We start from the raw sequence: 12,395 nt of genomic DNA, 5'->3' as shown, positions 1-12,395 counted from the left end.
CATGACCGACCAGCTCCGTGACCGTGTCGCCGCCGTCCTCCCGGGCATCCGGAAGGACCTCGAGGACCTGGTGAGGATCGAGTCGGTGAGCGCCGACCCGGCCCGGTCCGGGGAGGTCCGCCGGAGCGCCGAGGCGGTCCGGGCGCTGCTCGAGGCCGAGGGGTGCACGGTCGACATCGTCGACGTCGACGGCGGCGCGCCCGCGGTCATCGCTCACAAGGCGGGCCCGGAGGGCTCGCCGACGGTGCTGCTCTACGCCCACCACGACGTGCAGCCCGAGAACGACCCGGCCGACTGGGACAGCGCCCCCTTCGAGCCCACGGAGCGGGGCGAGCGCCTCTACGGCCGGGGTGCGGCCGACGACAAGGCCGGGATCGTGGCCCACCTGGCTGCGCTGCGGGTCTTCGGCGACGACCTGCCGGTCGGCGTCACGCTCTTCGTCGAGGGCGAGGAGGAGATCGGCTCGCCGACGCTGCCCGCGCTGCTGGCCGAGCACCAGGAGCGGCTGGCCGCCGACGTCATCGTCATCGCCGACTCCGGCAACTGGGACATCGGCGTCCCTGCCCTGACCACCAGCCTGCGCGGGCTCGTGCGTGCCGACGTCGAGGTCCGCACCCTCACCCATGCCGTCCACTCCGGCATGTGGGGCGGCCTGGTCCCCGACGCCCTCATGACGCTCAGCCGGCTCATCGCCACGCTCCACGACGACGCCGGCAACGTCGCCGTCGCCGGGCTGCACAGCGGTGCGGCGGCCGACGTCGACTACCCCGAGGACCGGCTGCGGGCCGAGTCGGGCGTCAACCCGGGCGTGGAGTGGGTCGGTGACGGCTCGGCCGTCGAGCGGCTCTGGACCCGTCCCTCGCTCAGCATCACGGGTCTCGACGCCCCCCAGGTCGATGGCGCCAGCAACACCCTGGTCCCGGCGGCCCGGGCCCGGATCTCGATGCGGATCGCGCCCGGCGACACCACCGCCAACGCGATCGAGTGCCTCCGCCGCCACCTCGAGCAGCACGTCCCGTGGGGTGCCGAGCTCGGCTTCACCGTCGTCGACACCGGCGAGGCCATGCAGATCGACGCCACCGGCCCGGCGTACGACGCTGCGCGGAGCGCGTTCGCCGAGGCGTGGGACGGCACCGCCCCGATCGACATGGGGGTGGGCGGCTCGATCCCGTTCATCGCCGAGTTCCTCGAGGCGTTCCCGCAGGCCAGCGTCCTCGTCACCGGGGTCGAGGACCCGGACACGCGGGCCCACGGGGCCAACGAGGGGCTCCACCTGGCCGAGTTCGAGCGGGTGGTGCTGGCCGAGACGCTGCTGCTGGCGCGGCTGGGCGAGGGCGGCTGAGAGCGGTCAGCCGGCGGCGGGCAGCGTGACGGTGAAGGTGCTGCCCCGCCCCAGCTCGGAGTCGACCGTGATCGTCCCGCCGTGGCGGTCGACGATCCGCTTCACGATCGCGAGCCCGAGGCCGGTTCCCGGGCGGCTGGTCGCGACGGGGTTGCTGGAACGGAAGAACTCCGTGAACAGACGAGCCTGGTCGTCGGCCGAGATCCCGAGCCCCTCGTCGCTGACCTGGAGCACCGTCACCGAGCCGTGACGCTCCACGGTCACGACGACCTTGCCGAGATCGGTGTACTTCACGGCGTTGCTGATGAGATTGGTGACCAGGCAGGCCAGCTCGTCGCGATCGCCGTCGGCCAGCACGCCTCCCTCAGGAGTGTTCGTGACGACGTCGACCTGCCCCTGCGTGATCGTCACGTCCAGCAGCTCGAGCGTGTCGGCGACGAGCCGGCTGAGGTCGACGGGGACGGGCTCCAGCGGTCGGTGGGGGTCCTCGACCTTCGAGAGCACCAGCAGGTCGTCGATCACCCGGTTGAGCCGCCCGGCGCCGCGGACGATCGCGTCGACGGCGCTGCGCGAGCGTGCCGCGAGCTCGGGGGCCGACTCCAGCACCTCGGCGTACCCCGCGACCGCGGCGAGCGGGTTCTTCAGCTCGTGGCTCACCGTGGCGATCAGCTGGCTCTTGTAGCTGTCGAGGGCGCGCAGCTCCAGCACCAGCTCGTGCTCGCGCTCGAAGGTCCGCGCGTTGAGCACGACCCGGCCGAGGTCGTGCCCGATGTCGAGGGCGGCCTGCCGGTCGAGGTCGGTCCAGTCGCGGTCGTCGGTGCGCGTGAGGACGAGGTTGCCGAGGCACTCGCCGCCGGCACCGAGGGGGACGAAGAGCAGCGAGGTGATGCGGATGTCGTCCATGAAGGCGAGCACCGCGTGCTGCTCGGCGTCCGAGAGGACCGAGGGCACGGGGTGACCGGGAGCGATCACGACGGTGCGCTGCTCCGACCAGCACGTCTGTGCCGCCGAGGTCGCCACGCCGATGAGCTCCACCGGCAGGACGACCTGGCTCGAGGAGGAGGTGTGGATCGCGCCGGACCCGCGCCCGTCCTCGTCGAATGTCTGGATCCACGAGCCGTGGCAGCGGAAGCCCTCGACCAGCCCGGCCTGGCACTGCTGCAGGACCGCCGAGAGACCGTCCTGGGCGCTGGCGCTGCGCACGATCGTCCGGGCGGTCTCGGCCAGCCGCACCTGCTCGGCGAGCTCCTCACGCTCGAGGTGCGTGACCACCGCGCGCTCCGCCTGGACGGCGAACTTCTCGAGCAGGCGCCGCTGCTCGGCGTCTGGCCGCAGGCCGTTCTCCGGAAGGTCGATGGCCAGCGAGCCCCGCAGGTTTCCGTGGTCGTCGTGGAGCAGGGCGACCAGCAGGTCGAGCGGGTGCCAGGCGTTGGGTCCCTCGCCCGGCACGAGGTCGGGGACGACCCAGCCGTAGGCGTTCTCGACGTCCTCGGTGTCGAGCAGCTCGTGGGGGAGGAACCGGAACCGGCCCCAGTCCTCCGCCTTGGCGAGCTCCCCCAGCAGGCCGGCCAGCGGCGTACGCCGGCCGACGACCATCTCCGCGCTGTAGTCGCTGCCCCCGAGGGCGAGGACCTCGAGGTCCTGGCTGCCGTCGGGTGCGGTCCGGACGACGCTGATGCACGCGAGGTTGAAGCCGACCATGTCGGTGACGCCCTCGGCGATGAGCTCCAGCCCGTCGCGGAACGTGCCGTCGGTCAGGTGCTCCTCGCGGTCGGCGTCGGTGGTCGTCGAGAGTCGCTGTGTCACGTGCGCTCCTCGGTCTGGCTCGTCTCCCCCTGCACCGGCAGGTTACGTCGCAGTGCGAGTGCTGTCCGCCACACGCGACAACTGTGTCCGATCGGACGACCCGCGTAGACTGCGCGGCGTGCTCCGCCCCCGCTGGAACCGCCCGGGCGACGGTCGACTCTCGGCCGGGCTCGACCCCCACGAAGCCGCGCCGCAGGATGCGTGCGGCGTCTTCGGCGTGTGGGCGCCGGGCGAGGACGTCGCCAAGCTGACCTACTTCGGGCTCTACGCGCTCCAGCACCGGGGCCAGGAGTCGGCCGGGATCGCGGTCAGCAACGGCCGGCAGATCCTGGTCTACAAGGACATGGGGCTGGTCTCGCAGGTCTTCGACGAGACCACGCTGGCCTCGCTCAAGGGCCACCTCGCGGTGGGGCACTGCCGCTACTCCACGACGGGCGCCAGCATCTGGAAGAACGCCCAGCCGACGTTCCGGCCCACCGCCGACGGGTCGATCGCGCTCGGCCACAACGGCAACCTGATCAACACGCGGGAGCTGGCTGACGAGGTCGGCTCGCTGCCGAGCGCCAGCGACGAGCTCGACATCCACGCCCGCAACCTCGAGACCTCCACCAACGACACCGGGCTGGTCACGGCCCTGCTCGCCCACCACCCCGACACCTCGCTCGAGCAGCGGGCGCTCGAGGTGCTCCCCAAGCTGCGCGGCGCCTTCTGCTTCGTCTGGATGAACGAGGACACGCTCTACGCCGCCCGCGACCCGCAGGGGATCCGCCCGCTGGTCCTCGGCCGCCTCGAGCGTGGCTGGGTCGTCGCCTCCGAGGACGCCGCGCTGGCCACCATCGGCGCCAGCGTGGTCCGCGAGGTGGAGCCGGGCGAGCTGCTGGTGATCGACGAGCAGGGCCTGCGCAGCCACCGGTTCGCCGATCCGGCGCCCAAGGGGTGCGTGTTCGAGTACGTCTACCTCGCCCGGCCCGACGCCACCATCAGTGGTCGCAGCGTCCACGAGGCCAGGGTCGAGATGGGCCGGCGCCTGGCCCGCGAGTTCCCGGTCGACGCCGACCTGGTGATGCCGGTCCCCGAGTCCGGGACCCCGGCAGCGGCCGGCTACGCCGAGGAGAGCGGGATCCCCTTCGGTCAGGGGTTCGTCAAGAACGCCTACGTCGGTCGTACCTTCATCCAGCCGAGCCAGACCCTGCGCCAGCTCGGCATCCGCCTCAAGCTCAACGCGCTCGAGCACATGATCCGCGGCCGTCGGGTCGTCGTCGTCGACGACTCGATCGTGCGGGGCAACACCCAGCGTGCCCAGGTCCGGATGCTGCGCGAGGCGGGAGCGCTCGAGATCCACGTGCGGATCTCGAGCCCGCCCGTGAAGTGGCCCTGCTTCTACGGCATCGACTTCGCCACCCGGGCGGAGCTGATCGCCAACGGCCTCGACGTGGAGGAGATCGCGGCCAGCATCGGCGCCGACAGCCTGGGCTACATCTCCCTCGACGGCATGGTCGAGGCGACCGGTCAGCCCACGGAGCGGCTGTGCCGCGCCTGCTTCACCGGCGACTACCCGATCGAGCTGCCCGACGAGAGCCTGCTCGGCAAGCACCTGCTGGAGTCGTCGATCGCGACGGAGTCGTTGCCCGTCCTCAACAACCCCTGACCCGCACCGTCGATGCAAGGAGAGCCCGTGACCGACCGACCGGGGCACGCGTACGCCGAGGCCGGCGTCTCGATCGAGGCGGGTGACAAGGCCGTCGAGCTGATGAAGGGCTGGGTCGAGAAGGCTCGTCGTCCGGAGATGATCGGCGGCATCGGGGGGTTCGCGGGCCTCTTCGACGCCTCGGCGCTCAAGGACTACGACCGCCCGCTGCTGGCCACCTCCGCCGACGGCGTCGGCACGAAGGTCGCCATCGCACAGGCGCTCGACAAGCACGACACGATCGGCTTCGACCTGGTCGGGATGCTGGTCGACGACCTCGTCGTCTGTGGCGCCGAACCCCTCTTCCTCACCGACTACATCGCCACCGGACGGGTGGTGCCCGAGCGGATCGCCGCGATCGTCAAGGGCATCGCCGAGGCGTGTGTCGCCGCTGGCTGTGCACTTATCGGCGGGGAGACCGCCGAGCACCCGGGGCTGCTGGGGCCCGACGACTACGACGTCGCCGGCTCGACCACCGGCGTCGTGGAGGCCGACCGCCTGCTGGGCCCGGGCCGGGTGCGCCCCGGAGACGCCGTCATCGCCATGGAGGCCAGCGGTCTGCACTCCAACGGCTACTCCCTGGTGCGCCACGTGCTGCTCGGCGGTGCCGGCTGGACGCTGGACCGCCACGTGGAGGACCTCGGCCGGACCCTGGGGGAGGAGCTGCTGGAGCCGACCAGGATCTACGCCAAGGCCTGCCTGGCGCTGGCCGCGGCCACCGACACCCATGCCATGTCCCACGTGACCGGCGGCGGACTGGCCGCCAACCTCGAGCGGGTGCTGCCGGTGGAGGTCGACGTGACCATCGAGCGGGGGACGTGGACCCCGCAGCCCGTCTTCGACCTGGTGCGACAGGTCGGCGGCGTGTCCCAGGCCGATCTCGAGCAGACCCTCAACTGCGGCGTGGGCATGGTCGCCCTGACGTCGGCCGGCGACGTCGAGGAGGCACTGCGGGTGCTCGGGCTCCACGGGGTGCGGGCGTGGGTGGCTGGCGAGGTCACCGGCGCAGGCTCCGGCCGGGTGCGGCTGGTCGGCAACCACCCGGGCTGGTAGCAGCGGTCCGGATCGCGTCCGCGAATTGCCGACCTCGGTGTGCGGGAACACCCACCGAACGGGTAGCGTTGTCCCCACGAGAGACCAGACCAACAGACCGGACGTCGCGGCTGCCGCGGCCCGGCCAAGTGTGCGAGGGGGTCGACCCTATGGGGCGCGGCCGAGCCAAGGCTAAGCAGACGAAGGTCGCTCGCGAGCTGAAGTACCGCACTCACGAGACGGACTTCGGCGCGCTGGCGCGAGAGCTGCACGGCGAGGAGCAGGACGAGAAGACCGAGATCGACCCGGACGAGGCCGATCCGTGGTCTGACTACGCCGACAGCGAACGCGACTGACACGGCTCCCTCGCGGGTGACGCCCCGGTGACCCGGGAGCGTCGCCCGCGCTCTCGTCCGACCCGAGCCTCTCTCCGTGTCCTGCGGTGCCCGGGTGCGGGAAGGCGCTGTGGGCTGCCCTGCCCGGTCAGCCCAGCCAGATCCCGCGCAGCCGACCGACCTCACGGATCCGTCGCTCGGCGAGCCGGTCGGCTGCCACGGCCGGCGGCACCCCGTCGCGACGGGCGGTCTCGAAGACAGCCCGGGTGGTGTCGAAGATCTTGCTGGCGCGCTGCTGGGCCCGGTCGAAGGAGAAGCCCTCGAGCTCGTCGGCGACCTGGATCAGGCCGCCGGAGTTCACGCAGTAGTCGGGGGCGTACAGCACGCCCTTCTCCTCCAGCACCTTCTCCACCCCCGGGTGGGCGAGCTGGTTGTTGGCGGCGCCGCACACGATCTTCGCCGACAGCGTCTGCACCACCTCGTCGGTGAGCGCGCCGCCGAGTGCGCACGGGGCATAGACGTCGAGGTTGGCGGCGACCATCGCGTCGGTGTCGGCGACCGCCTGCACCTGCGGGTTCTCCTCGCGGACCCGTTCGACCGCCGCGGCCGACACGTCGGTCACCACGACGGTGGCGCCGTCCTCGAAGAGGTGCCGGACCAGGTGGTGGCCCACCTTGCCGACCCCGGCGACCCCGACGGTGCGACCGGCCAGGGTCGGCTCGCCCCAGACCGCCTCGGCGGCCGCGCGCATCCCCTGGAACACGCCGTACGCCGTCAGCACCGAGCTGTCGCCGGCACCGCCGTGGGCGACGGTGCGACCGGTGACGTAGTCGCACTCACGGGCCACGTGGTCCATGTCCTCGCTGAAGGTCCCCACGTCGCAGGCGGTGTGGTAGCGCCCGCGCAGCGACTGGACGAAGCGGCCGTAGGCGCGCAGCAGGGCTTCGCTCTTGAGCGTGGCCGGGTCGCCGATGATGACCGCCTTGCCGCCACCGAGGTCGAGGCCCGCGAGGGCGGCCTTGTAGGTCATGCCCCGGGAGAGGGCGAGCACGTCGCGCAGCGCGTCGTCGGTCGAGGCGTAGGGGTAGAAGCGGGTGCCACCCAGCGAGGGCCCCAGGGCGGTGGAGTGCACGGCGATGATGGCGCGCAGCCCGGTGGCCGGGTCGTTGGCGAAGACGACCTGCTCGTGCTCGGAGCCGAGGTCGAAGAGGTCGACGGTGCTGGACATGGCGGTGACCACTTTCTGTTGGTGTCACGGGGTGGGTGACGGCTGCCGGTCACAGGGGTGGCGTGGCCGACGGGTCAAGCCTAGGCCGCACCGCCCGTTACCCAGAAGTACGGGGTCAGGCGCGCGCTGCCCGGGCCCGCTCGAGCGCGGCGACCGCGAGCTGGACCTCCCGCGAGAGCATGGACAGCGCGGCGGTGGACGCGCCCAGGTCGCCGCTGCGCCCCTGCTCCTCCAGCTCCCTCGCGACCTCGCCCACCCGGGGAAGGCCCAGGTTGAGCGCGCTGCCCTTGAGCTTGTGGGCGGTGGCGGTCAGCTCCTCGGGGTCGCCGGCCTCGACCGCGGCCCCGATGGCGGTGAGGTGGTCGGCCGCGTGGGCGATGAAGTTGCCCGAGCTGCGCTGGAACAGGCTGAGCCCGTCCTTGACCAGCTCGTGCAGCATGTCGATGCGGGCGAGGTCGAGGACGTCGCCGCGCGGTCCGGGCAGCTGCGGCTGCACGGTCTCGGCCGAGGCGGTGCCGTCGATCCACCCCCGCACGACCTGCTGCAGCCGCGCCGAGTCGACCGGCTTGGTCAGGAAGTCGTCCATCCCGGCGGCGAGGCAGCGCTCCCGCTCGCCCTCCAGCGCAGATGCGGTCATCGCGATGATCGGCACCCTCGTGCCGAGCGGCTCGTTGGCGCGGATCTCCCGGGTGGCGGCGAACCCGTCCATGCGCGGCATCCGGCAGTCCATCAGCACCGCGGCGTACTGGTGCCCGTCATGCAGCGCCGCCACCGCCTCGACGCCGTCCTCGGCCACGTCGGCCTCGAACCCGGCGTTCTCCAGCAGCCCGACCGCCACCAGCTGGTTGACCTGGTTGTCCTCGACGACGAGCACCCGCTGCGGGGCCGCCGTCGGCGGGGTGGCCCCGTCCTGGACCGCCGGCTTGTCCATGGCGTCACGGGTCGCGGTGCCGAAGACGGCGGTGAACCGGAACGTCGAGCCCTTGCCGGGGACGCTGTCGAGGGTGAGGCGGCCGCCGAGTGCGTCGACGAGCTGCCGCGCGATCGCCAGGCCCAGGCCGGTCCCGCCGTGGCGTCTGGTCGTGGAGGGGTCGAGCTGGGTGAAGGCGTCGAAGAGTCCCGGCTGGGCGTCGAGCGGCACCCCGGGTCCGGTGTCGGACACTGCGACCGCGATGACCGTGCCCAGGGTGTCTCGCGGCTCCACGCCGACGCTGACCTCGACGTGCCCCGCGTCGGTGAACTTGACCGCGTTGGAGAGCAGGTTGGCCAGGATCTGGCTCCAGCGCACGGCGTCGCCGCTGACGTACGTCGGCACCTCGTCGCCCACGGTGAGGGTGAGGTCGAGGCCCTTGTCGACGGCCTGGGCGCGGAGCAGGTCGACCGCCTGTCCTGCCACCGTCCTGACGTCGAAGTCCACGACCTCCAGCTCCAGCTTCCCGGCCTCGATCTTGGACAGGTCGAGGATGTCGTTGATGATGCCGCGCAGGGTGCGTCCGGCGCCGTGGAGTGCCTCGGCGAGCCGCCGTTGCTCGGGGTCCAGGTCGGTCCGCAGCAGCAGGTCGTTGAGACCGATCACCCCGTTCATGGGCGTCCGGATCTCGTGGCTCATGGTCGCCAGGAACTCCGACTTGAGCCGCGATGCCTCCATCGCCTCGTCGCGGGCCTCGGCGAGCTCGGCGGCGGCGCGCTCGCGCTCGGCGACCCGGCCGAGCTGGGTGGCGATCTGCGTCATCAGGTCGCGGGAGGCGGTGTCGGGCGGCACCTCGTCGCCGACCAGCTCGACGACACAGGCGACGCCACCGCCGTGGGCGATCGGGAGCGCGACCAGGCTGTGGGTCTCCTCGCGGCCGATGACGGGCAGGTGCTCGACCTGCCCGCTCTGCCAGGCGCGCTCGGCGAGCTCGAGGTCGGGCGGCTGGTGCCACGGCAGCTCGGGAGTGCTGAGGTCGAGCGCCGCCAGCGACCCGTCCGCCTCGCGGACGATCGCGGCGAGCGGCTCCCAGCCCGGGGTGTCGGCCAGGGTGTCGGCGGCCCTGGCCAGGGTCTCGACGAGGTTGGTGGACTGGTTGGCTGCCTCCGCGACCTCACGCAGCAGGGCGAGCCGTCGGGTGTACTCCGCGACCTCCCGCTCGGCGGTGACCTGGTCGGTGACGTCCTGGTTGGTGCCGATGACCCGGATCGGGCGTCCGGCGTCGTCCCGCACCACCTGCCCCATGCCGTGGCACCACAGGATCCGGCCGTCGTCGCCGCGGACAACGCGGGCGGTGAACTCGAAGTCGTCGGCGCCCTCGAAGATCGAGGAGATGGCGGCCTGCACCTGCTCGCGGTCCTCGGGGTGGATGCGGGAGAGGTAGCCGGCGAAGTCGGCGACGAAGTCGCGGCCCACCCCGTAGGTCTCGTAGAGCTGGTCGGACCACCACGTCTCGTCGCGCAGCACGTCCCACTCCCAGCTGCCGATGCCGGTGATGGCCTGCGCGTCGGCCATCAGCTGCTCGCGCTGCTCGAGGGCCTTGAGCTCGAGCCGGTGCTCGGTGTGGTCGTGGTACTGGTGGAGGAAGCCGACGCGGCTCCCGTCTGCGGCGTGGACGGGCCGCCAGCTGGCCTGCAGCCAGATCGGGGAGCCGTCGGCGCGCAGGTACATCGCCAGCCGGTCGTCGTGGCCGGGGTCACCGTCGCGGGCGTGCTTCATGTGCTCGGCGAACTGCGCCTTCCCGAGCTCGTCGTGCACGTCGTAGGCCGAGAGGCCTTCCATCTCCGCGGGGGTGCGGCCCAGCATCTCGGCCATCCGCGCGTTGGCGTAGAGCGTCCGGCCGTCGTCGTCGAGCAGCCACACGCCCGCGGGGCTGGTCTCCACCAGCGCGCGGAACAACGCCACGTCGTCGATCACCCGGCCTCCTAGGTAGTGGGACCATTCTGGCGCGACGTTGCCGGGATTTGCCGCCAAACGGCAAAGTCACGCGAGCACGACCGACCACGAGCACAACGAGGGCCGTACCCCTGGGGGTACGGCCCTCGTCGCTGGTGGTGGCCAGGGGCGGGGTCGAACCGCCGACCTTCCGATTTTCAGTCGGACGCTCGTACCAACTGAGCTACCTGGCCGGGTTCCGGGGCGGCGGGCCGCCGCCGGACCGAGGGAACCATACCCGAGCCCGCGCGGGCGGTCCTAGTCGGGGCGGACGCCGGATTGGTCGCCGCGACGCCGCCCCGCCTATGCTGGGCCGGCAGTCCGGCCCCCATCGTCTAGCGGCCCAGGACCCCGCCCTTTCACGGCGGTAGCACGGGTTCGAATCCCGTTGGGGGTGCCGCTCGCGGGGGCGCCGATCTCGATTGGGACGCGGCGCCGCCCATGGGTTAGAGTTCCACCGCTTCCGCACCGGGAGCACAGCACGATCGAGGCCCCGTAGCGCAGTTGGTTAGCGCGCCGCCCTGTCACGGCGGAGGCCGCGGGTTCGAGTCCCGTCGGGGTCGCAGAGCGACGACAAGCCCCGGACCACCACGGTCCGGGGCTTGTGTCGTCCGGCCCGTCTCTCGGGGCTTGTCTCATCGGGGGCGGAACTAGGCTGGACCCATGCCGGTGACGATGGGGCGCGAGGAGTTCGAGCGGCTCGTCGAGGCCGCCCTCGACGACATCCCCGACGAGATCGCCGAGCTGATCCGCAACGTCGTCGTCCTCGTCGAGGACGACCCGCCGCCCGACGACCCCGACCTGCTGGGCCTCTACGACGGGGTGGCGCTCACCGAGCGGTACGGGGAGCCCAACCTCGAGCTGCCCGACCGCATCTTCGTGTTCCGCCGGCCGCTGCTCGCCTTCGCCGAGGACGAGGAGCACCTCGTCGAGGAGGTGCGGATCACGGTCGTCCACGAGGTCGCCCACCACTTCGGGATCGAGGACGACCGGCTGCACGACCTCGGCTACGCCTAGGCGCGGACGCGCTGGGGCTGCTCCCGGGCGAAGGGCAGCGGCGACTGACCGGCCTGCTGCCGGATGAACTCGGTGAGGAACCAGGTCTGGAACGACCGCTGCTCGGGGCTGCGCGCCAGGGCCAGCATCCGCTCCTGCCGGCAGAACTCGTCGGCGAAGTCGAGCAGCTCCACGAACCGCCCCATCGTCTCGGCACTCTCCCGGGACAACCGCACGGTGAGGTCGGTGGTCGCCTCGCCCGCCTCCCGCGCCCGGCGTACGTCGTCGCTGTCGAGGCCCTCGCGCAGCTCACGCTGCATCGACCCGAAGAGCGCCGAGAGGTTCTTGGCCAGCGGGTACTCGTCGTCGTGGGCCAGCGCCAGCAGTCGCACCTCGCGACGCAGCTCGCGGTAGTGGCGCTCGAAGTCGGCGAGGTGACGGACCGGTGCCCCCAGCAGGTGGAACGGGATGTTGTCGGGGCTGGGGCTGCGCTCGAGCAGCTCGGTCAGACCGCTGATCGTGCCGAGCGTGCCGTGCTCGCGGGTGGTGAGCGCGGGGGTGAACCAGACGACCTTGCCGGTCTCCTCGATCTCGGCTCCCCAGGCGTCGGACGAGCGGGCCACGATGTCGAGCCCGCGGCCGAAGGTCACCATCAGGTCGGCCTCGTCGACGTCGGCGAGGGGGTCGAGCTCGGAGGGCTGGGGCAGCACGGGCGGTTCGGTGGAGCCGTCACGGACCTCGATGCGGGGGTGGCCACGGGTACCGCGGACCAGCACGGAGATGGGGGGCTCGGCGTGGAGGACGGCGTTGGTGACCAGCTCGGAGACTGCGAGCTCGGCGGGCTCGGACAACTCGGGTCGGCCGATGTCGGCGAGCACCTCGACCACCCAGCGGCGCGCGGCGTGGACGCTGCGAGGCCCGGTCCCCACAGCAAGCGCAGGCCTGCTCAGCGGCATGCCGGCCCCCATCCACGGTCGACTTCTTGTGCGCACCCGCCGGGAGTGTTCCCCAAGCATTCCACCACCAAACGTCGCCGGAGGCGGGCTGCCGCTCTGATGGCGGGA

The 12,395-nt window shown here is 72.1% G+C and carries 9 protein-coding genes and 3 tRNA genes; 7 read left to right on the top strand and 5 right to left on the bottom strand.

Annotation, left to right across the window (positions count from 1 at the left end; genetic code table 11):
* The first annotated feature begins 1 nt into the window (after window position 1).
* On the top strand, window positions 2–1,342 hold the full coding sequence (locus K6T13_RS15555) for a dipeptidase (protein ID WP_222895438.1): 1,341 nt from the start codon (window positions 2–4) through the stop codon (window positions 1,340–1,342).
* A 6-nt stretch (window positions 1,343–1,348) separates the two neighbouring features.
* On the opposite strand, the gene K6T13_RS15550 is transcribed toward K6T13_RS15555, so the two are convergent.
* Complete coding sequence (locus K6T13_RS15550; RefSeq protein WP_222895437.1) at window positions 1,349–3,148, bottom strand: sensor histidine kinase; 1,800 nt, start codon at window positions 3,146–3,148, stop codon at window positions 1,349–1,351.
* A gap of 118 nt (window positions 3,149–3,266) precedes the next feature.
* Between K6T13_RS15550 and purF the strand changes: the two genes are divergently transcribed.
* The 3 genes from purF (at window position 3,267) to K6T13_RS15535 (ending at window position 6,223) form a co-directional block, all read left to right on the top strand.
* On the top strand, window positions 3,267–4,796 hold the full coding sequence (purF, locus tag K6T13_RS15545) for an amidophosphoribosyltransferase (protein ID WP_222895436.1): 1,530 nt from the start codon (window positions 3,267–3,269) through the stop codon (window positions 4,794–4,796).
* A gap of 12 nt (window positions 4,797–4,808) precedes the next feature.
* Window positions 4,809–5,888 (top strand): phosphoribosylformylglycinamidine cyclo-ligase, encoded by a 1,080-nt coding sequence (gene purM, locus K6T13_RS15540; RefSeq protein ID WP_222895435.1) that lies wholly within the window; start codon window positions 4,809–4,811, stop codon window positions 5,886–5,888.
* Window positions 5,889–6,037: 149 nt separating this feature from the next.
* Window positions 6,038–6,223 (top strand): DUF3073 domain-containing protein, encoded by a 186-nt coding sequence (locus K6T13_RS15535; RefSeq protein WP_222895434.1) that lies wholly within the window; start codon window positions 6,038–6,040, stop codon window positions 6,221–6,223.
* A gap of 127 nt (window positions 6,224–6,350) precedes the next feature.
* Here the strand turns inward: K6T13_RS15535 and K6T13_RS15530 are convergent, their stop codons facing one another.
* From K6T13_RS15530 to K6T13_RS15520, 3 genes are all read right to left on the bottom strand, one after another.
* Window positions 6,351–7,430 carry a Glu/Leu/Phe/Val family dehydrogenase gene (locus K6T13_RS15530; protein ID WP_222895433.1) on the bottom strand — a complete coding sequence of 360 codons (1,080 nt, stop codon included), beginning with the start codon at window positions 7,428–7,430 and terminating at the stop codon, window positions 6,351–6,353.
* Between the two features lie 115 nt (window positions 7,431–7,545).
* Window positions 7,546–10,317: a PAS domain S-box protein gene (locus K6T13_RS15525; protein ID WP_222895432.1), complete on the bottom strand. Its 2,772-nt coding sequence runs from the start codon at window positions 10,315–10,317 to the stop codon at window positions 7,546–7,548.
* Window positions 10,318–10,452: 135 nt separating this feature from the next.
* A tRNA-Phe gene (locus tag K6T13_RS15520) sits at window positions 10,453–10,529 on the bottom strand.
* A gap of 130 nt (window positions 10,530–10,659) precedes the next feature.
* Here K6T13_RS15520 and K6T13_RS15515 point away from each other — a divergent pair.
* From K6T13_RS15515 to K6T13_RS15505, 3 genes are all read left to right on the top strand, one after another.
* A tRNA-Glu gene (locus K6T13_RS15515) sits at window positions 10,660–10,732 on the top strand.
* Window positions 10,733–10,824: 92 nt separating this feature from the next.
* Window positions 10,825–10,898 (top strand) — tRNA-Asp (locus tag K6T13_RS15510).
* A gap of 100 nt (window positions 10,899–10,998) precedes the next feature.
* Window positions 10,999–11,352 (top strand): metallopeptidase family protein, encoded by a 354-nt coding sequence (locus K6T13_RS15505; RefSeq protein WP_222895431.1) that lies wholly within the window; start codon window positions 10,999–11,001, stop codon window positions 11,350–11,352.
* Here K6T13_RS15505 and K6T13_RS15500 read toward each other — a convergent pair.
* Window positions 11,349–12,287: an ATP-binding protein gene (locus tag K6T13_RS15500; protein WP_222895430.1), complete on the bottom strand. Its 939-nt coding sequence runs from the start codon at window positions 12,285–12,287 to the stop codon at window positions 11,349–11,351. The genes K6T13_RS15505 and K6T13_RS15500 overlap by 4 nt on opposite strands.
* Window positions 12,288–12,395 lie beyond the last annotated feature (108 nt).

Origin of the sequence: Nocardioides coralli (assembly GCF_019880385.1) — a bacterium.
GTDB classification, from domain to species: Bacteria; Actinomycetota; Actinomycetes; order Propionibacteriales; family Nocardioidaceae; genus Nocardioides; species Nocardioides coralli.
This window is presented reverse-complemented; position numbering and strand designations above follow the sequence as displayed.

Bases quoted from the DNA above. Each gene is read 5' to 3' on its own strand.
- K6T13_RS15505 (WP_222895431.1), top strand. From the start codon at position 10,999: ATGCCGGTGACGATGGGGCGCGAGGAGTTCGAGCGGCTCGTCGAGGCC.
- K6T13_RS15530 (WP_222895433.1), bottom strand. From the start codon at position 7,430: ATGTCCAGCACCGTCGACCTCTTCGACCTCGGCTCCGAGCACGAGCAG.
- K6T13_RS15535 (WP_222895434.1), top strand. From the start codon at position 6,038: ATGGGGCGCGGCCGAGCCAAGGCTAAGCAGACGAAGGTCGCTCGCGAG.
- K6T13_RS15555 (WP_222895438.1), top strand. From the start codon at position 2: ATGACCGACCAGCTCCGTGACCGTGTCGCCGCCGTCCTCCCGGGCATC.
- purM (WP_222895435.1), top strand. From the start codon at position 4,809: ATGCAAGGAGAGCCCGTGACCGACCGACCGGGGCACGCGTACGCCGAG.
- K6T13_RS15500 (WP_222895430.1), bottom strand. From the start codon at position 12,287: ATGCCGCTGAGCAGGCCTGCGCTTGCTGTGGGGACCGGGCCTCGCAGC.